This is a genomic window from Vibrio sp. Evd11, assembly GCF_900382755.1.
Lineage (GTDB): Bacteria > Pseudomonadota > Gammaproteobacteria > Enterobacterales > Vibrionaceae > Vibrio > Vibrio lentus.
The window spans coordinates 1-20353 of record NZ_OSDX01000075.1; the positions used below are offsets into that span (position 1 = coordinate 1).

19 protein-coding genes and 1 pseudogene are annotated in these 20353 nt (G+C 45.4%); 13 read left to right on the top strand and 7 right to left on the bottom strand.

The window, feature by feature from the left end; translation table 11 throughout:
- Window positions 1-94: 94 nt before the first annotated feature.
- From ED652_RS20905 to ED652_RS20920, 4 genes are read right to left on the bottom strand one after another with little or no spacing between them, the layout of a single operon-like run.
- Window positions 95-664 carry a type I DNA topoisomerase gene (locus tag ED652_RS20905; protein WP_122056042.1) on the bottom strand — a complete coding sequence of 190 codons (570 nt, stop codon included), beginning with the start codon at window positions 662-664 and terminating at the stop codon, window positions 95-97.
- A 12-nt stretch (window positions 665-676) separates the two neighbouring features.
- The gene (locus tag ED652_RS20910) at window positions 677-1153 is read right to left on the bottom strand and encodes a DUF494 family protein (RefSeq protein ID WP_009848094.1); all 477 of its coding nucleotides are present in this window, start codon (window positions 1151-1153) and stop codon (window positions 677-679) included.
- Window positions 1154-1156: 3 nt separating this feature from the next.
- The gene (dprA, locus tag ED652_RS20915) at window positions 1157-2269 is read right to left on the bottom strand and encodes a DNA-processing protein DprA (RefSeq protein WP_122056043.1); all 1113 of its coding nucleotides are present in this window, start codon (window positions 2267-2269) and stop codon (window positions 1157-1159) included.
- On the bottom strand, window positions 2266-3357 hold the full coding sequence (locus ED652_RS20920) for a LysM peptidoglycan-binding domain-containing protein (RefSeq protein ID WP_122056044.1): 1092 nt from the start codon (window positions 3355-3357) through the stop codon (window positions 2266-2268). The genes dprA and ED652_RS20920 overlap by 4 nt, the downstream gene beginning before the upstream one ends.
- A 140-nt stretch (window positions 3358-3497) precedes the next feature.
- Here ED652_RS20920 and def point away from each other — a divergent pair, with 140 nt between their 5' ends.
- The 6 genes from def (at window position 3498) to ED652_RS20950 (ending at window position 10027) form a co-directional block, all read left to right on the top strand.
- Window positions 3498-4010: a peptide deformylase gene (gene def / locus ED652_RS20925; RefSeq protein WP_216821915.1), complete on the top strand. Its 513-nt coding sequence runs from the start codon at window positions 3498-3500 to the stop codon at window positions 4008-4010.
- Between the two features lie 38 nt (window positions 4011-4048).
- Window positions 4049-5014, top strand: a complete 966-nt coding sequence (gene fmt, locus ED652_RS20930; RefSeq protein WP_122056046.1) for a methionyl-tRNA formyltransferase — start codon at window positions 4049-4051, stop codon at window positions 5012-5014.
- Window positions 5015-5133: 119 nt separating this feature from the next.
- Window positions 5134-6414, top strand: coding sequence for a 16S rRNA (cytosine(967)-C(5))-methyltransferase RsmB (rsmB, locus tag ED652_RS20935; protein ID WP_122056047.1), 1281 nt, complete (start codon window positions 5134-5136; stop codon window positions 6412-6414).
- Between the two features lie 80 nt (window positions 6415-6494).
- Window positions 6495-7901, top strand: a complete 1407-nt coding sequence (gene trkA, locus ED652_RS20940) for a Trk system potassium transporter TrkA (protein ID WP_122056048.1) — start codon at window positions 6495-6497, stop codon at window positions 7899-7901.
- Window positions 7902-7982: 81 nt separating this feature from the next.
- Window positions 7983-9428, top strand: a complete 1446-nt coding sequence (locus tag ED652_RS20945) for a TrkH family potassium uptake protein (RefSeq protein WP_017109660.1) — start codon at window positions 7983-7985, stop codon at window positions 9426-9428.
- A 26-nt stretch (window positions 9429-9454) separates the two neighbouring features.
- Window positions 9455-10027 (top strand): DUF3157 family protein, encoded by a 573-nt coding sequence (locus tag ED652_RS20950; RefSeq protein WP_122056049.1) that lies wholly within the window; start codon window positions 9455-9457, stop codon window positions 10025-10027.
- On the opposite strand, the gene ED652_RS20955 is transcribed toward ED652_RS20950, so the two are convergent.
- On the bottom strand, window positions 10024-10677 hold the full coding sequence (locus ED652_RS20955) for a hemolysin III family protein (protein ID WP_017109662.1): 654 nt from the start codon (window positions 10675-10677) through the stop codon (window positions 10024-10026). The genes ED652_RS20950 and ED652_RS20955 overlap by 4 nt on opposite strands.
- A gap of 143 nt (window positions 10678-10820) precedes the next feature.
- A complete protein-coding gene (locus ED652_RS20960) occupies window positions 10821-11612 on the bottom strand; it encodes a sporulation protein (RefSeq protein ID WP_122056050.1) in 792 nt (263 codons plus the stop codon).
- Between the two features lie 283 nt (window positions 11613-11895).
- On the opposite strand from ED652_RS20960, the gene ED652_RS23830 reads away from it, so the two are divergent.
- The 6 genes from ED652_RS23830 (at window position 11896) to ED652_RS20985 (ending at window position 17083) form a co-directional block, all read left to right on the top strand.
- Window positions 11896-12063, top strand: coding sequence for a hypothetical protein (locus tag ED652_RS23830; protein ID WP_004735761.1), 168 nt, complete (start codon window positions 11896-11898; stop codon window positions 12061-12063).
- Between the two features lie 131 nt (window positions 12064-12194).
- Window positions 12195-12458, top strand: coding sequence for a YihD family protein (locus ED652_RS20965; protein ID WP_017109664.1), 264 nt, complete (start codon window positions 12195-12197; stop codon window positions 12456-12458).
- A gap of 300 nt (window positions 12459-12758) precedes the next feature.
- Window positions 12759-14177, top strand: coding sequence for a cytochrome c oxidase accessory protein CcoG (gene ccoG, locus ED652_RS20970; RefSeq protein ID WP_017109665.1), 1419 nt, complete (start codon window positions 12759-12761; stop codon window positions 14175-14177).
- Window positions 14178-14251: 74 nt separating this feature from the next.
- Window positions 14252-15238, top strand: coding sequence for a serine/threonine protein kinase (locus ED652_RS20975; protein WP_065104220.1), 987 nt, complete (start codon window positions 14252-14254; stop codon window positions 15236-15238).
- 55 nt (window positions 15239-15293) lie between these two features.
- Entirely contained in the window at window positions 15294-15893 is a 600-nt protein-coding gene (locus ED652_RS20980; protein WP_102308446.1) for a thiol:disulfide interchange protein DsbA/DsbL, read from the top strand.
- 236 nt (window positions 15894-16129) lie between these two features.
- Window positions 16130-17083 (top strand): DUF2860 domain-containing protein, encoded by a 954-nt coding sequence (locus tag ED652_RS20985; protein WP_122056051.1) that lies wholly within the window; start codon window positions 16130-16132, stop codon window positions 17081-17083.
- A 127-nt stretch (window positions 17084-17210) separates the two neighbouring features.
- Here ED652_RS20985 and ED652_RS20990 read toward each other — a convergent pair.
- A pseudogene (locus ED652_RS20990) lies at window positions 17211-17828 on the bottom strand (ATP-binding protein); the annotation flags it as partial.
- A gap of 402 nt (window positions 17829-18230) precedes the next feature.
- On the opposite strand from ED652_RS20990, the gene ED652_RS20995 reads away from it, so the two are divergent.
- Window positions 18231-18482 (top strand): hypothetical protein, encoded by a 252-nt coding sequence (locus ED652_RS20995; protein ID WP_122056052.1) that lies wholly within the window; start codon window positions 18231-18233, stop codon window positions 18480-18482.
- The last annotated feature ends 1871 nt before the right edge of the window (window positions 18483-20353 follow it).

The following is a 20353-nucleotide window of genomic DNA, read 5'->3' on the forward strand; positions in this document are numbered from 1 at the left end:
ACCACAACGGTATGCTAAGAACAAAAATGCCGTTCACTCTTAAGTGAACGGCATTAGCGCTCAGTGAGCGCCGTTTTTTTTCTATAACATCAGGTTATTGAGATTGAATGTGGTGACACTTGCGATCAGCACATTGTTTCTTGGTTCCATTGGCTGTTTTCTTCTCAAGTAACAACGGGAACTGGCACTCTTCACAACGACCGATAATAGGTGGTTGGTTAACTGCGAACTTACACTTAGGGTAGTTATCACAAGCATAGAAGGTTTTGCCATAGCGAGATTTACGCTCAACCAAATGGCCTCTACCACACTCAGGACAAGCAACAAGTGGCTGCTCTTCAGGTTGTTCTTTTGGTTGATCCAAAGATTCGATGTGATTACATGTTGGGTAGCTACTACAACCAATGAACATCCCAAAGCGGCCTTGCCTTAATACCAATTCGTTTTGGCATTTAGGACACGGTATACCCAACTCTTTCACCACATGGCCATCGTTTTGATGCAACGGCTTGATGTAATCACAGCTCGGATACTGCTTACAGCCTAAAAATGGGCCGTGCTTACCATGGCGAAGCTGAAGCTCTCCACCACACTGTGGACATGGTTCATGCTCTAGTGCATGTTCATGTGCTGAAAAAAGCTGATTATCAATCTTACTACTCATGACAAGCCTGTATTAATGCAAGATACCTTGCTCTTTGGTGTACAACAGCTCTTCCATTTGCGTGTAAGCACTTTCATTACCCGGTACATTAAATAGCACCATTAAGATAATCCATTTCAGATCATCCAATTCAAATTCGTTTGTCTCAAGCCCCATCACACGATCAATCACCATTTCACGAATCTCTGTCGTGAGTACATTGATCTGTTCAAGGAACAGTAAGAAACCTCGACACTCCATATTAATACGTGAAATCTCTCGACTGGTATAAATACGCATCGAGGTATTGGAACACACACTAATCGCCGCTTGGTTCTCGGTATCTTGCAATGCCGCAAGATCTTCTAACCAATGGAGGGCCTTATAAATATCATCTTGGTGAAACCCCGCTCGAAGAAGCTCATCTTCCAGCTCATCTTGATCCACCTGCAATTCAGAATCGCTATGGATGTAGGTTTCAAACAAGTACATCAGTATGTCCATCATCATAGCTTAGCCTCTCCCCTTTCGAATATAGCCACCGGAAACTGCAACAACATGCCCTGAGAGCTCAAGCTCTAAAAGCTGCATCATGACCTCATGCACAGGTATATGGGTTCTCTGTGCCAAAATATCAACGGGTGTCGCCTCTAACCCTACGTTAGCTAACAGCTGTGGAAATGGCAATTGTTCATTTTCCCCCATACTGGGCGTAGGTTCGAACAAGCTGGGTTGCTGATCGATAGACCAGTCTAACAGACTCTTTATTTCGATCAGAACATCTTGAGCATTTTGCACCAAACATGCACCAGCCTTAATTAAGCTATTGCCGCCACGGCTGGTTGGACTATGAATAGAGCCTGGCAGCGCAAACACCTCTCGACCTTGCTCCATGGCATAGCGAGCTGTAATCAAAGAGCCACTCTTTTCAGCTGCCTCAACCACCAAAGTTCCGAGCGACAATCCACTTATAATACGGTTACGCCGAGGGAAATGTTCAGGTCGTGGCTTTGCGCTTGGGCGAAACTCTGAAATCAGCGCACCATTTTCACAAATCCTATCAGCCAGGTTTCTGTGCCGCGCAGGGTAAATGGAATCCAAGCCAGAACCCAATACAGCAAAAGTTTCCCCTCCTTTATCTAGAGCACCATCATGAGCATAGCCATCGATACCGAGCGCTAAGCCACTGGTGACAATCAAACCGTTTTGGACGAACTCTTTGGCGAAGGACTTCGCGGTTTGCAACCCTTCGAGACTGGCATTGCGACTGCCGACCATAGCGATTTGAGGCTCAATCAGTTTTTCAACGTGACCTTTAACGAAAAGCACGCTCGGCGCAGAGGCGGTCTCATTCAGCAGTTTGGGATAATGCGAGCAATTCGGGGTAATGATGTGATGGTTGGGCTGTCTTACTTGCCACTCTAGGCAAGCCTCCACTTCTCTTGGGGCTTGCTCTCTTAGGTAGGCAATTTGCTTAGCAGACAAACCCATCGCTTGAAGCTGCTGACTTGAGTAGCCAACAATATTAAAAGGAGAATCAATACTAAGCAGACGAGAAAGGCGCTTGCCACCCAGTTGCGGAACAAAACTTAGAGTTAGCCAAGCGCTCAGTTGTTGCTCATTCACTCGGAGCCCTTAGCATCTTCCTTCAAAGCCAGACCCAGAGGCGATACAGCCAGAATGTCATTGCTAACAGGCTTAGAGCTCTGAGTGATCAAGGCCAAGCTAAAATACTCATAAGGACGAATGACCATCAAACTACCGAGTGAGGTACTTGGCAACTGAACCTTATCGCTCGTTGATGATTCTTTATAGCTGTATTCACCTTGCTTACCAAACACCACAGCGCCGCTTTCGCTGAGCGTAAACATAGAGCCTTGGCGAAGATTATCCTGTGAGCCTTTGTTAATAACCACGACCTGATTCTTTGCACTGTATTGGCTGCCATCTAACGAACCCAAGATATTAGCAAACTGACCCGCAGCACTAGGCACAGGATAAAACGTGGTTGAGAGCTTCACCTGACCAACGCCAAGTTCTGGTAACACGAGGTCGTTGAGCAGTACTTCTTGCCGTTGAGTCTCTATCTGTAAACTACTGAACTCAGCATCCACCTCTTTCAAGCGCGCCGTGGCGACCAAACGCAAAGAAGTCATACTAGCTTGAGGTTGCTGTCGTTGGTAAGTTTCGACAGAACGGTAAATACCCCATCTTTGATGTTGCTGATTGCCCGAGATAAATAGTCGGTCTTCACCTGATAAGAAACGTTTACCATCACTCGTCCCCAATACTCGTTGAGCCGATTGAATATCTTGCTGCTCAACCAAGCGATCAGATTGTAGATACGGCAAAACAAGCCCTTCATTCACGGTAGGCACAGCTTTCTTCTCAGAGACACGAATCTTAGGGCTTAACTTGATGAAGGGTTTGAGGCTCAATACAGGCTCGCCATTAATCCAAACCAGAGACAATTTATCTCCGGGGTAAATAAGGTGAGGGTTTTCTATCTCAGGATTTACCTGCCACAACCTCGGCCACAGCCATGGGCTATCAAGATACATCGCGGAGATATCCCACAAAGTATCGCCCTTCACCACCACATACGCTTCGGGTGCTCCTTGTTTAATGGTTAAAGGTTGTTCACTATTTTCAGCCATAGCGGCGAACGAAAGCGAGGCACAAATAAGAGATAAAGCGGGGAAAAAATGACGCATGACCTAGGTTCCTTGGTCTGAATATATGACATCTGATTAGAGAATTACCTTCAGGATGCTGTCATTTGACCTCTAAAATGTCTAGAATTGAGCCAACAAGGTTTAAGCTGTTTCGGCACAGTTCAATATTTCGAGTGTATATGTCTGTATTACAAGTATTAACATTACCAGATGATCGTCTACGTACCGTGGCGAAACCGGTAAAAGAAGTTACCCCAGAGATTCAAAAGTTCGTTGATGACATGATTGAAACCATGTACGACGAAGAAGGTATCGGCCTTGCTGCAACGCAAGTAGATTTCCACCAGCGCATCGTTGTTATCGATATTTCAGAAACACGTGACGAACCTATGGTTCTGATCAACCCTAAAATTACCGACAAACGTGGCGAAGATGGTATCGAAGAAGGCTGTCTATCTGTTCCAGGCGCTCGAGCTCTAGTACCTCGCGCTGCAGAAGTAACGGTTAAAGCATTAGACCGTGAAGGCAACGAATTCACATTCGACGCTGACGACCTTCTGGCTATCTGTGTTCAGCACGAACTTGACCACCTAGAAGGCAAGTTGTTTGTTGATTACCTATCGCCACTAAAGCGTAAACGTATTCAAGATAAGCTAGCGAAGATTAAACGTTTCAACGAGAAACAAGGTTAATAACCGCTGCTATTACTAAATTAAGAAGGAAGTCTACCTTGGGTCAATCTTTAAGAATTGTCTTCGCAGGTACTCCGGATTTCGCCGCCCGTCATTTGGCGGCGTTGTTGTCTTCGGAGCATGAAGTTATTGCTGTTTACACACAGCCAGATCGTCCAGCAGGCCGCGGTAAAAAACTGACGGCGAGCCCAGTAAAAAACATCGCACTTGAAAACAATATTCCGGTTTACCAACCAGAAAATTTCAAGTCAGATGAAGCTAAGCAAGAGCTAGCAGATTTGAATGCTGACATCATGGTTGTTGTCGCTTACGGCTTGCTTCTTCCACAAGCTGTATTAGATACGCCTCGCTTGGGTTGTATCAACGTACATGGCTCTATCCTACCGCGCTGGCGTGGTGCTGCTCCGATCCAACGCTCTATCTGGGCGGGTGATAAAGAGACTGGCGTGACGATCATGCAGATGGATATCGGCCTAGATACCGGTGATATGCTAAGCATCGCAACGCTACCAATCGAATCTACAGATACCAGTGCGTCAATGTACGAAAAGTTGGCTGGCCTTGGTCCTGACGCTCTTGTTGAGTGCTTAGCAGACATCGCTTCTGGTAAAGCTATTGCTGAGAAGCAAGACGACGAACTTGCTAACTACGCGAAGAAGCTGAGCAAAGAAGAAGCAAAAATTGATTGGAATGACAGTGCAGAACACATCGAACGTTGTGTGCGCGCTTTCAACCCGTGGCCAATGAGTCACTTTGCGATTGTTGATAGCAGCTCTAATGATGAAAAAAGCATTAAAGTTTGGCAGACGCGTGTTGATGAAGAATCGACATCTGCGCCAACTGGCTCAATCATCAAAGCAGATAAGACTGGTATTTATGTTGCGACTGGCGACAAAGTACTAGTACTGGAACAGCTACAAGTTCCAGGTAAAAAAGCCATGTCAGTTCAAGACATCTTGAACTCACGTGCAAGCTGGTTTGAAGTTGGTACTCAACTTTCTTAACCGCTTTAAAGCTACTCAATATGTACTTAAAAACGTGTAGCTTGTAAAAACACAGTTTAGAAAACCTTTACGAGGGCAGAGATGCCCTCATGTATTCAAATAAATATTCGGTACCCCTCATGAATGTTCGCGCTGCTGCTGCAAATGTCCTATTCCAAGTTGTCGATAAAGGCCACTCTCTTTCACACGCTCTCCCTGCGGCTCAAAAAACGATCCGCCCGCGAGACCATGCTCTACTGCAAGAGATTTGCTACGGCGCACTTCGTTACCTGCCTCGCTTAGAGTCAATCGCTAACGAACTGATGGAAAACTCGCTTAAAGGTAAAAAGCGCGTATTCCACCACCTGATCTTAGTAGGCATTTACCAGTTGAGCTTTATGCGCATTCCTTCGCATGCTGCCGTTGCTGAAACAGTTGAAGCAACCAAAACACTGCGCGGCCCAAGCCTCAGTGGTTTGATCAACGCAGTGCTTCGCAGCTACCTACGCGATCAAGAAGAGCTAGATGAGAAAGCCGTTAGCCAAAATGCGGGCAAATACAGCCACCCAAGCTGGATCCTAAAAATGCTTCAAGAAAGCTACCCAGATCAGTGGGAGCAATTGGTTGAAGCAAACAACAGCAAGGCACCAATGTGGCTGCGCGTAAACCGCCAACACCACACTCGTGACGAGTATGTTGAACTGCTTAAAAACGAAAACATTGAATACACACTGCACCCTGAAGCGGCTGATGCCATAAAATTAGCGTCACCTTGTGATGTTACTTTGCTTCCTGGTTTCGACCGAGGCTGGGTATCAGTACAAGACGCTGCAGCTCAACTTTCCGTTGATTTCCTAACACCAAAAGATGGTGAGTTAATCCTAGACTGCTGCGCAGCACCTGGCGGTAAAACTGCACACATTCTTGAACATACTCAAGACACTGAAGTGGTTGCAATCGACAGTGATATTAAACGCCTAGACCGCGTTTACGATAACCTTGAACGCCTACAACTACGTGCCGACGTAATCTGTGGTGATGCTCGCTACCCTGAAGAGTGGTGGACTGGCAGTCAGTTCGATCGCATCCTACTTGATGCTCCATGTTCAGCGACCGGTGTAATCCGCCGTCACCCTGACATTAAGTGGCTACGCCGTTCCTCTGATATTGATGCACTAGCAGAGCTGCAAAGTGAGATTTTGGATGCAATGTGGCGCCAGCTAAAAGAAGGCGGCACCATGGTTTATGCGACATGCTCTATCACGCCGCAAGAAAACGTGCTGCAAGTGAAAGCATTCTTAGAGCGTACCGAGAACGCAACGCTAGTTGGGTCTGATATCGAAAAACCGGGTCGTCAAATACTGCCTGGTGAAGAAGATATGGATGGCTTCTACTACGCAGTTCTAGTAAAACAGGCATAACAACTAACAGCGGCTAAGAATTTATTTCTTAGCCGCTGTTTCTTTCTAGTGCATTATCAAAGCGAAATGAGAGCACTAGAATTACAACGGCAAAAAATAAGAGAAAGGCTATGAAGATCATTATTCTAGGTGCTGGACAAGTTGGCGGTACCCTTGCTGAAAACCTAGTGGGTGAAAACAATGACATCACAATCGTCGACCGTAATGCCGACCGACTTCGTGAACTTCAGGACAAATACGACCTTAGGGTTGTAAACGGTTATGCCAGCCACCCGAACACACTACGTGAAGCGGGCGCGCAAGATGCCGACATGTTGGTTGCCGTAACCAACATGGATGAAACCAACATGGCCGCATGTCAGGTTGCCTTCTCTCTGTTTAATACGCCAAACCGAATTGCCCGTATCCGCTCTCCACAGTATTTAGAAGAGAAAGAAGCACTCTTCAAATCAGGTGCAATCCCAGTCGATCACCTGATTGCACCCGAAGAGCTCGTCACCAGCTACATCGAGCGCTTGATTCAATACCCTGGTGCATTGCAAGTTGTGAGCTTCGCTGAACAAAAAGTGAGCCTAGTAGCGGTAAAAGCCTACTACGGTGGCCCACTGGTCGGTAACGCACTGTCTGCTTTGCGTGAGCACATGCCGCACATCGACACTCGTGTTGCGGCGATCTTCCGTCAAGGTCGCCCAATTCGCCCACAAGGCACCACCATCATTGAAGCCGATGATGAGGTTTTCTTTGTGGCAGCAAGTAACCACATTCGCTCAGTAATGAGTGAACTGCAACGCCTCGAGAAACCGTACCGACGCATCATGATTGTTGGCGGTGGTAACATTGGTGCAAGCTTGGCAAAGCGCCTAGAGCAGAGCTACAGCATCAAGCTTATCGAGCGCAGCTACACTCGCGCTGAGAAACTATCTGAAGAATTAGAAAACACCATCGTATTCTGTGGTGATGCTGCCGACCAAGAACTGCTGACCGAAGAGAACATCGATCAAGTTGATGTGTTCATCGCTCTAACCAATGAAGATGAAACCAACATCATGTCAGCGATGCTGGCGAAGCGAATGGGTGCCAAGAAAGTAATGGTGCTGATTCAGCGTGGCGCTTATGTCGACCTTGTTCAGGGTGGCGTGATTGATATTGCTATCTCTCCACAACAAGCGACGATTTCTGCGCTACTTACTCACGTTCGTCGTGCTGATATCGTAAACGTATCCTCTCTACGTCGCGGTGCTGCTGAGGCGATTGAAGCCATTGCTCACGGTGACGAAACCACGTCTAAGGTTGTTGGCCGAGCGATTGGCGACATCAAACTGCCACCGGGCACCACCATTGGTGCGATTGTTCGCGGAGAAGAGGTACTTATCGCGCACGATAGAACCGTAATCGAACAAGATGACCACGTAGTGATGTTCCTAGTGGACAAGAAATACGTACCTGATGTTGAGTCTCTATTCCAACCGAGCCCGTTCTTCTTATAGCCTTGTTCTCGTAAGCATCGTTCTCGCAACTTTCTTTTTGTGGGAACGACGCTCCGACACAAAGCGATGGTCTATTAAGCTATGGTCAACTTTCGTCCGATATTATTAGTGATAGGGTTAGTGTTATCAAAACTCGCCCTTTTCATGTACATCCCTACATTGGTTGCCTTTTTTACTGGCACCGGTGGCTTCCTCGAGTTTGGTCAATCGGTAGTGATCACGCACATTGTGGCGTTCATCTGCTTGAGCTTGGGCCGCTCCGCTAAGTTCCGACTTGGGGTGCGGGACATGTTCCTGATCACCTCTCTGGTCTGGACGATTGCCAGTGCCTTTGCTGCACTGCCGTTTGTCTTCATCAACCACATCAGCTTCACTGACGCCTATTTTGAAACCATGTCTGGTATCACCACGACAGGCTCAACCGTATTAAGCGGCTTAGACAGCATGGCACCAAGCATTCTGTTATGGCGTTCAATACTGCAATGGTTAGGCGGCATCGGCTTCATCGTTATGGCGGTAGCGGTTCTGCCAATGCTCAACGTTGGTGGTATGCGCCTGTTCCAAACCGAATCATCCGATTGGTCAGATAAAAGCAGCCCACGAGCGAAAACAGTCGCGAAGAACATCGTGGCGGTTTATTTGGTTCTGACTGGCTTATGCATCATTAGCTATCTGTTTGCAGGCATGGGCATCTTCGATGCGATCAATCATGCCTTCACAACACTGTCGACGGGTGGTTACTCAACATCAGATGGCTCGATGAACCACTTCTCTAACAGTGCTCACTGGGTCGGAACCCTGTTCATGTTCCTTGGCGGCCTGCCGTTCTTACTGTTTGTTAGCGCACTGCGAGGCAGAAAGCTCTCAATACTCTACAAAGATGCGCAAGTCAGAGGCTTCACTTACCTGTTCTTAGTCACCAGTGCCGTGATCTCCACATGGTTGGTCATGAGAGATGGCTACACAGTCATGGATGCGATGCGTGTTTCGATGTTCAACATCGTATCAGTCGTCACCACAACCGGTTTTGGTTTAGAAGACTTCACCGCGTGGGGTGCACTACCAACTACCTTGTTTGCATTCCTAATGATGGCGGGCGCTTGCTCGGGTTCAACCTCTGGCGGTATCAAAATCTTCCGCTTCCAGATCGCGATGACCATGCTCCACAAACAAATGATGAAGCTAATTCACCCATCGGGCGTGTTTGTTCAACGCTACAATCAGCGACCTGTGAATGATGATATTGTACGTTCACTCGTGGCATTTGGTTTGATGTTCTTTATCACGATTATCTTAATTGCAGGCGGCTTGAGCGCAATGGGACTTGATCCTGTGACCAGTATATCTGGCGCTATCACAGCCGTTGCCAACGTTGGTCCAGGCATGGGCAGCGTGATCGGTCCAACGGGGAACTTTGCACCACTGCCCGACGCCGCTAAGTGGTTATTAAGTTTAGGGATGCTGATGGGCCGACTTGAGATACTGACGTTAATTGTTCTATTTTTTCCAGCCTTTTGGCGACGCTAATTACGCGAATATTTAAGGAAACACAGATGAAATCATACCTACTTATCGCAAGCGCACTGCTTAGCAGCTCTGCATTCGCCGACCAAATGGTAACTCTGCAAGATGGTAAACAGATACTTCTAAAAGATGACTTTACGTGGCAATACGTGGCACAGAAACAAACGGAAACGGCAACAACATCAGAAATCGCAGTGCCTGTTGCAGCAGCGCCGGTTGTAGCTGTCCCAATCGCGACTAATGTGCGTGGTACGACGATTGTTGTTGATAGCAAAAAGCCAAGCTTACAGCTATCTCAATCAGGAGTGGATGTTGTACTAGGTGCAAGTCGCTATGAAGACGGCGAGCTGATCATCCCTACGGCTATTACTAACCAAGGCACACAGGCTGTCATCTTAGTGTCTTTGAAGTTAGGTGTATATTCACCACGTGGGGAGTTATTAGAAGAGAAAACAGTAGCGGTTTGGAAGTCGATAAAGCGTATGGCAGATACCTACCTTCGACCAAAAACCGATGCCGAAGGTACATCGCTTAACCTAGCTGTTGATCAATACCCAGAGTATCAAATCAAAGCTGAAATCGTTGAAGTGCTGACTCGCTAAACTGGTGTCACGTACAGATAAATAGCGAAGAAATGGCAAGCGCAGCCCGCCAACACAAACAGGTGCCAAATGGCATGGTTATAAGGGATGCGTTTTGCCACATAGAAAATCACACCCAGCGAGTAAATCACCCCGCCAACTGCCAGTAACACCAAACCACCGATATCGATGTTCATCGCTAATTGATAAACCACAATCAAAGATAGCCAACCCATCGCTAAGTAAATGAACAGCGATAGGCGCTTAAATCGGTACACGAATGCTATCTTCATGATAATACCGACCAGCGCAATTCCCCAGATAACCGCCATCAAACCCATTGCGAGAGGGGTTCTTAAACCGACCAATAAAAAGGGCGTGTAACTGCCCGCGATCAGCAAATAAATCGCACAGTGATCGAAGGTTTTGAGTAAGCGCTTGGTTTTTTCGGTGGTGATCGAGTGGTAAAGCGTAGAAGCAAGAAACAGAAGGATAATGCTGCTGCCATACACCGCCATGCTGGTAATAGTCAGCATGTCAGCTTGATAGTCAAACGCACGAATCAACAGCAAGATCAGGCCAACCACACCAAGCACCACGCCCAAGCCATGAGTTATCGCATTAGCGCGTTCTTCGATGTCACTGTATTCGCTGGCTGATGATGCAGACATGAGTATCCTACTAGAGTAAATGTTCGATTAGACTAGTATTGCACATTAAGCTTACACGTGTAAGCTTAAATTTTTATGACAAAATGACTTCTAAGATGTGCGATAAGCTAACCGTTGTGACTAGGTGAATATATGCGATTCAACTAAGACGCGCTTTCTAAATACTCGACCACCATCTTACCGGCATCTTCTGGTGAGGTATCAAGCGGGACGCTCAATTGACGCTGTAGCTGACCAATACCAAGCAAGCTCGCTAACATGCCTTTGGCGCCATCGCGATTTCTATCTATCTCAAACCACAGCTTGAGTTCTGTTTCACCGTGGTGTGCAACCACCTCCAATTCACGCCAACGGCCATGATAAGGACCCGTCGTCGGCACAAACTCAAACTCTTGTACAAACGGCAGTTCAAAGCCTTTGACCGCTTCACATTCCACTTGACGAATGCGCAGGCCTTGAGCTTCAAGCTCGTTAAAAATACCATCGAGCAGTGGGTCGGGACGAACCGTTAAGGTGTCTTTATCCGATGGGTCAATCGCCATCGCAATATCCAACCCGGTTTCCAGCCATACCTTTGAATCACCAATCGTAACCGGTGTGTTCAGTGGCACATCAAACTCACATTCAAAGTCACGGGTTTCACCCGGCTGAATCACAAAGGCATACGGCAAGCTCCATTTTGCCAGCGAGTATGTCTGGTGCATTCGGCGTTTATGACCGCCCTCTTGCCCTTGCGAGTTTGCGGTAACTTCTTTGACGTAGCGACAGCATAAGTTGAGATCAATGTTATCGATCTCCTGCGGCTGAGCGCCTCCGTAGACATGCACAATAATGCTCGCCTTCTTACCTGGGTAAAGCACTTCCTGTTGCAATACAGAGTCCACCTTGGCAGACCCAATTCCAAAACTTGCTAACGTTTTCTTCAAGAACGACATATGCACCTCCTTTAAAGCATCATCTTAAGCCTGAAAGAGGTTCAAACTCAAATATACTGCTCACACTATTTTAGCTCTAATATCGTTTAATTATCACTCAGGCGTCGATCGATAACTGAGATAGTGATAATCTAAGCCTTGATATGCATGCATATCATTATCCTGATTTATTTTTCGGATTGGCGAAAGCCAGAAGAGTGACTCTTCAAGTAATTGAAGCGAAGCTCATGATAAGTCAGGCCATTAGATTGGCAATGGATATGCCTGACCGTTAGGTAAATTAATGCGCCCAACAGCTGTCAGGTTCTCGCACACCAACCGTAGTGCGATGCGTCGTCGTAGTGGCTTTGTTGCTGCTCCAACGGCTAAGAAATTGGCTCCTACAATGACTCTCGTTCAGAAGACTGCTTTATTAGCACCGACTGCAACAAAAGTAATTAAAGCCGCTTAACGAAAAGCGCAGTTTTTACTGCGCTTTTTTCTTGCTCTGTCCCACCTTGAAATGTCTTTACACATTGGTATTCCCTACCCGATTTGATACCTTAACCACAAATCATTATAAAATTTGTGGAGAAGTAAAGTATGAAGTGTCACCGCATTGAGGAACTGCTTGAACTGATGGAGCCTGAGTGGCAGAAAGATCAAGAGCTTAACTTATTAGAGTTCATTATTAAGCTATCAAAAGAAGCGGGCTACCAAGGTAAGCTTGAAGATCTGACTGACGATGTTCTTATCTACCATCTAAAAATGCGTAACAGCGAAAAGGATGAAATGATCCCGGGTCTTAAAAAAGACCAAGAAGATGACTTCAAAACAGCGATTCTTAAGGCGCGCGGTATCATCTAACCGGCTTAAAACGATCACCCAAACTTTCAATAAGCGACCACTCGGTCGCTTATTTTGTTTCTGTTCGCTATTTTTTCGTCACAACTGTTACCACTTTTGTTGTTAAAGGTTGATAGCGTTAAAGAAATGACAACAAGATTGCCGCTATAATCGCCACCCATAAGAATCTTCTAAAATAATAAGAGTCAGTGCTAAGTCAGCCCATGCACCAAGCTCGAAGCTTAGGTTCTCTAACACCATATTTTAAAGCAATGTCGTCAATACTCTCGCAGAAGGGTATAGCCACCAAAAGGATAGTCCATGAGTCAGGATAAAATCGATATCAAAGATGTGACTCCTAAAACCTTTAATCCCAAGACACATAAAGGTAATGGAGATCGATTTAACCCAAGTAACCGAATCTATGTTCGAGAAAGCAAAGGTAAATTCCAACAACTGCGCCGTTATGGCGGTTGGTTCTTACTTTTACTTTTTGCGCTTATCCCATGGATTCCATTTGGTGAGCGACAAGCGATCTTGCTCGATATCGGCAGCCAACAGTTCAACTTCTTTGGTACAACCCTATACCCACAAGATCTGACGCTACTCGCCATCCTCTTTATGATTGCGGCGTTTGGCTTGTTCTTCATAACCACCTTCTTAGGACGTGTCTGGTGTGGCTATTTGTGCCCGCAAACCGTCTGGACCTTCATGTACATCTGGTTCGAAGAGAAACTGGAAGGTGCGGCTAACAAACGTAAGAAGCAAGATTCAAACAAACTCACCGCCAACTTGGCGATCAGGAAAACACTCAAACACATCGCATGGTGGGCTATTGCTATCGCAACCGGTCTCACTTTTGTTGGCTACTTCATTCCAATCAAAGAGTTAGTGGTTGGCTTCTTTACCTTTAATTCCACTTTTTGGCCTGTGTTTTGGGTACTGTTCTTCGCAGGTTGTACTTATGCCAATGCAGGTTGGATGCGCTCAATTGTTTGTCTGCACATGTGTCCGTATGCGCGTTTCCAATCGGCTATGTTCGATAAAGATACCTTCATCGTGGGCTACGACACTGAACGTGGTGAAAGCCGTGGCCCTCGTTCACGTAAAGTCGACCACAAGCAACTCGGCTTGGGTGACTGTATTGACTGTAATTTATGCGTGCAAGTATGCCCAACGGGGATTGATATTCGTGACGGCCTACAATACGAGTGTATTAACTGTGGCGCGTGTATTGATGCCTGTGACAACACCATGGAACGTATGGGTTATGAGAAAGGTCTGATCAACTACACCACAGAGCATAGGCTTGAGGGGCACTCAACCAAGGTCATGCGTCCTAAGCTCTTGGGCTATGGCGTAATACTGATCGTTATGTTGGGTCTATTTTTCGCACAAATCGCAAGTGTTGACCCTGCCGGTTTAAGCGTTCTACGGGATAGAAACCAGCTATTTAAGATCAATAGCCAAGGGCTTGTCGAAAATACTTACAACTTGAAAGTCATCAACAAAACTCAGCAAGAGCAAGAGTACAAGCTTGATGTCAGCGGGCTACCAGATTCTATCTGGTACGGTAAACAAACCATTACCGTAGAGCCAGGTGAGGTTTTAAACCTTCCTATCAGTTTGGGAGTCGATCCAGAAAAACTCAGCTCACCAGTTTCAACAATTCAGTTTATACTCTCGGATAATGAAGAGTTTACGATGGAAGTCGAAAGCCGCTTTATCAAGAAGCTCTGATACCAGTCACCTTAGTGCTAGGTATAACAACCCAATAAATGGAAAAAGGCTCAGTAATGAGCCTTTTTTATTATATGACGATGCAAGCCTTTAACTTTGATAACCTAACCCCTGACTTCATGTGGTACGCACTGGAGAGCATTGGGGTTCGCGCTGAATCCGGGCTTCTCGCTCTTAACAGTTACGAAAATCGGGTCTACCAATTCACCGATGAAGATCGCAAACGCTACGTTGTTAAGTTTTATCGCCCGCAGCGTTGGAACAAAGCACAGATCCAAGAAGAACACGACTTCGCGTTAGAACTGATCGAACAAGAAATGCCAATCGCTCCGCCAATGCGTATCAATGGTGCGACCTTGCACGAATACCAAGGCTACCTGTTTGCACTGTTTGAAAGTGTCGGCGGCCGACAGTATGAAGTGGATAACCTAGACCAATTGGAAGGTGTAGGTCGTTTCCTTGGTCGAATTCATAAGGCGAGTGCAGGAAGAACATTCCAACATCGTCCGACCATCAGCCTAGATGAGTACTTGTATCAGCCACGTAAGATATTAGAAAACTCTCAGTTTATCCCAACGCATCTAGAAAACGCGTTCTTCAATGACGTCGACCTTCTAATTAAAGAATTAGAGAGCCAGTGGCCGAGCAATACTGAGAATATCCGCCTGCATGGCGATTGCCACCCGGGTAATATTCTATGGCGCGACGGACCAATGTTCGTCGATCTCGATGACGCGCGTAATGGCCCTGCGGTTCAAGACCTGTGGATGCTGCTTAACGGTGAGCGCCAAGATAAGCTGATGCAACTGGATATTCTGCTAGAGAGCTATCAAGAGTTTTGTGATTTTAATCCCTCGCAACTGAAACTAATCGAGCCACTACGCGGTCTACGTATGGTGCATTACATGGCATGGTTGGCGAAGCGATGGCACGATCCGGCGTTTCCTTTGGCTTTCCCATGGTTTAATGACCCGAAATATTGGGAGCAACAAGTACTTGCTTGTAAAGAGCAAATTGCTACCCTGCAAGAGCCACCACTTTCGTTAATGCCTCAGTGGTAAACGCAATCGCAACATACAACTAGATAAAAATTCAAACATAATGGAGATTGGATAAATGAAAAAGCTATTCGCATTTTTCTCATTGATCATGTTGAGCCTTTCAGCTCACGCTGCGAAATTTAACGAAGGTGAACACTACAAAGTTCTCGATCTAGAAGCATCAAAGAAACCAATGGTGACAGAGTTTTTCTCTTTCTACTGCCCACACTGTAATAGCTTTGAGCCTATCATCCAGCAGCTAAAACAACAGCTACCAGCTGACGCGAAGCTACAGAAGAACCATGTTTCATTCATGGGCGGCAACATGGGTCTGCCAATGAGCAAAGCTTACGCGACAATGATTGCGCTTAAAGTGGAAGACAAAATGGTACCAGTGATGTTTAACCGCATTCACAACATGAACAAGCCACCACGCGATGAAGCAGAACTACGCCAAATCTTCTTGGACGAAGGCATCGACGCGAAGAAATTTGACGCGGCTTACAATGGCTTTGCAGTAGATTCAATGGTTCGTCGTTTCGACAAAGCATTCAAAGACAGCGGCCTTTCTGGCGTACCAGCAGTAGTAGTGAATAACCGTTACTTGGTAGAAGCACAAGGCATCAACAGCCTAGACGAATATTTTGAATTGGTTAACTTCTTACTGAAGAAGTAAAAAACAATCAAAAAACCATATTAAGGGAGCTTCGGCTTCCTTTTTTGTGCCTGACGCTTTTTAATCATCTTCAGCAAACACATAATTTTTAGCCCGCGATACGGTTCTACTTCCCATTTATCTAATAAACCTTTATAAGGTGCGCGATAAAGTGAACCTTTAGATTATGCTGTTTTCTATAACTTTTTATTAACAGCTATTTGTTGCTACCACTCACTGGGGCAAGGAGCCTCTGAATGAAAATTAAATATACGTTATTAGCACTGAGCGTTGCCGCAGCACCTGCTTTTGCCAAGCTTGCTGATGAAGCAGGCTTCAGTGGTGAAATATCTATCAACACCGGTTTTACTTCTTCAACCTCAAATTTTAATACCGATGCTGACAGCACCATTTCATCTAACCAACAGAAGGCTTCTTCGGAAAGCTCATTCCTTGTTGCACCTTTAGGCAGCGTTGCTTACACCTTCGGTGAAAAACTAAACCACCAGGTTTACACAGGTACAGCGCGAGATGACGTAGCAACGGGTACTGTGGTACTTGAATTGGGTTATAAATACCAACTAGAGTCAGGCATGACCATCGACGCTTCACTTCTGCCAACCATCATGTCCGGTGAGACCTGGGCTGATCCGTACAACACCACATCAGCTCGCACAAAGACCGATGAAACTGGCAATGCCTTTCGTTTGAAGCTAAGCAGTATTGCGGGTTCAGCTTTCTCGCTAGACATGGCCTATGCGACCAAAGACGTGAAAGATGATCGAGTTGAAGAAGCTCTACAACGTGATGCAGAAACTGTCTACCTGAAAGGTCAGTATCGTCAGCCAATCAGTCGCACCATGATGTTAGTGCCATCATTGATTTACCAATCAAGTTCTGCGGATGGTAAAGCTGCCTCTTATGAACAGTTCGGTGGTGAAGTCAGCTTATTCGGCGGTATGGGTCGTCACCAATACGCACTAACAGCGGGTTACAACCAGCGCTCTTACGATGCAAGCAACCCTATCTACAGCAAGAAGCGCAGCGACGACAACATCAACCTATTTGCCGCGTATGAATATGATCAATTCATGGGCTGGGAAAACTGGTCGTTTGTTTCGCTTGCGGGCTACGGCACCAGCGACTCGAACATTACCTTCTACGATGAATCACAATACATCGTCTCAGTTGGCTTGAACTACAAGTTCTAGTTAGACTTCACTGCTCGCTCATAACCATTAGTTCATAACAACGAAAGCCTGCGTAAAAAGCAGGCTTTCTTGTTTTTATACCAATCGTGGTAAATAAATGACCCGTTGTTTACTACGATTGGCATGACTACACAGCTTGAGCCGAGAGTTGTTTCAGCAAGCGATCCATCGCTCGATAGCCAAGCGCTTCTGATAGATGTTTCTTTTCGATCTGCTCGTTACCGTCAAGGTCCGCAATAGTTCGCGCTACCTTGATGATTCGATGATAAGCACGAATCGATAAACCCAATCGATGCAGCGCCGTTTCTAAAAACTCCGCATCCTCGCGTCGCAATGGGCAATACTTTTCAATTTCCCGGCTGCCTAACAGCGCATTCGATTTATGGTTCCTAGACAGCATCAACTGGCGCGCTTGTTTGACTCTTTGCTTTACCACTTGAGTGGTTTCACCACGATCGCCACCTTCAGCCAACATCCCTTTGGGCAATAGTGGGATCTCTAATGACATATCGAACCTATCCAGTAATGGCCCCGATAATCGATTGAGATAGCGCAATATGATCTGAGGATTAGCGCGTGCTTGATTGCCTTCGTAATAACCAGTCGGGCTTGGGTTTAAGGCTCCGACCAACTGAAAGCGTGCAGGAAAACGAGTCTTGCCTGCCACGCGTGAAATAATGATCTCACCTGACTCCAGAGGCTCTCGCAGTGAATCGAGCACCTTGCGCTCAAACTCCGGCATTTTCCTAATATCGATTTTGAGTAATAAATATTGTCAATTTAAGGCATTGAATGTTGTGATTGATATCTGAGTTAGTGGAGTGCATCGCTTCAAATGTTAGCAGAACGATAAGCCGTTTATTTTTCTATTTAGTCGAGTAAGTAGCTATGTTATCCGTTCAATCTGACTTCTTCACTTAGCCCTTCCCATGAATGAATATTCACTTAATCGTCAGGTGCAACAACTGATTCAATCACAGAATTCAGATGGAGAGCGAAGCTACCAACTAAAACAGTTATGCCCCAAGACGTGTTTAGAGCGCATGAAATTAACATGAGATTTATTTGAATAAGGTTCTACATTACGGCTAGTAGTCCATTGTGCTATAAACTAATCTAATGTCATTTTCGAATCGAGAAACGACTTATGAGCAAGAAAAAGCTATCAGAAAAAGAACTACTTAAGGGTATTACACCTAATACTGCCCACGCTGATGGGCTTGCTACAGTTTCATTAGATGAAGTGGGACTAGAACCCTCAGAAAGCGACTATAAAGCCGTTTTGAAAAGAATTGAATCCTTGTTTGATGTGGCTGAACCAGGCACACCCGAAGGTGATGAGCTTGAAAAGCTAGTAATTTGGGTTGAAGGGTATGAAGAAGATCACTTCCCATTTTAAACTAGCTAACCTTCAGTTTTGCCTCAATCAATTTAGATAGCAGTAAAATAATTTGTGCAAGAAGTCCTTGCACAATTGCTCTTACTTTCAGATACGACAAAGCCACAGGCTTTGTATAACAGCTACATACAGAATGTTTTCATTAATTTGAATTCTGGGTGCGGTGCCAGGTATTTCATCACCAAATATGGGAGGGAGAGTACCTTAGGCTTATCGTATGTCCTCGGTTGGCTGCTTTGCAATTACGCTAGATTCAAATTGATACCATTACTTCTGGCCAGACAGTAAATAGTAACTCAAAGAATAAAGCAGGGATAACCGAGGCTCTCGCTATTAGTGTAAAGCGAAGAACCGAATGCAGTAAGCTTACTTCCTCAAAGAAACAAGCTAACGCAGTTCATAGCTATCACGCCTCTGTAATTCAAATAGTCACTCGACTAAAAGGTTTAATTATCATGGTCGAACACAGCACTCTATTAGTTGATCCTTTTGGTCGAAGTTAGAATTTGAGCATAATCTCGACCAGAAAAGTGAATGTTCTTTCTTTTTCGACTAAAAAGTTTAAAAGAATTGGTCGAGAGATTGCCGGCCTTGTCGCGTCTCATGAAAATGCCAGCATTGTTAGGGTGGCCTCAATTATTACTCCAGAAACATTCAATATCGATAAGCATTAATCCTCCCCCGGAATACAGAAGTGAAGCTTTTGATATTTTCTATGTGGGCCAATTGGTACTCACTACTTCCTGGGAAACTTCTCCAAGCTCTCGCTACTAATTTACTTATATAATGCCATGGGCTCTTTAGCTAACTTATACGAAGACAATTCGCTGAATGTATGATCTAGCGAAATTAGGAACATAACTCGAAGTGTCAAAAGCAACGTTACTAATAAACTAGCAAACCTCTCTGTTTAGGACCGTTTTTTAAGTGATATGCTCGCCCTCTAATGCTTACTATTATCAACAATGATCCAACGGGGTTCATCCTTAAGGTTATGATTTGTAATTATTAAAATCTTTAATCTTACTTTGAAAACTTTTAAGTAATCACACATCGCAAGTTGCGATGCGCAAGTTGCGATGTGGAGTGAAAACTATCTAGAGTCTTGCTCTCTGTTAGGTAGGCTACATATGGCTCAGATTAGAAAACTATAGGTACCTATCATCGTAACTCAGAGATCCCCCAACGTTTCAGGAGCCACAGTAAAACCCATAGGACTAGCTAATGAACAATTACCGAGGAACCCTCAGTAGTTGCAGAGTTTGCAACAACCCCTACATGCCCAAATTGTCCAACAGCCTGTTGGACAAATTTTAATACCTAAATTTTGCAAGAGGGTCTTGCAAAAATGCGAAACAAGTTGTTTCGTAAATCGTCTTTGCCCCTAAACGTTTAGAGCATAAGAAACTATCAATAGATTAATTTGTGTGTAAGCCTGTTGCACCAGTTTTTTTAGTCCCAGATACGACAAAGCCACAGGCAATGCCTATGGCTTTGTAAACAGCTACAGAATGTTTGTTATTCAAAACGAAGAGGGAACACATTCTGTGTGCAGCGTCGGGTGTTTTATCACCAAAGTATATGGAAGGGAAAGCACCTAGACTTATCATATGTCCTCGGTGGTCTGCTTTGCAATTAAGCCAAGTTCAATTCGATACAATTACTTCTGGCCAGACAGTAAATAGTACATCCAAGAAAAAGCAGGGATACCCGAGGCTCTCAACGTTAGTTTAAAGCTAAGAACTGTATGTGGCAAGCTTGCTTCTGCCCCAAAACATATATGGAATCCACGTATTTACAAAGTGATTTAGCGATTAAAGTTAAGATGCGGTCGTATATACGGCTTCTTGTTGAAGGCGCTACCTTCTAGC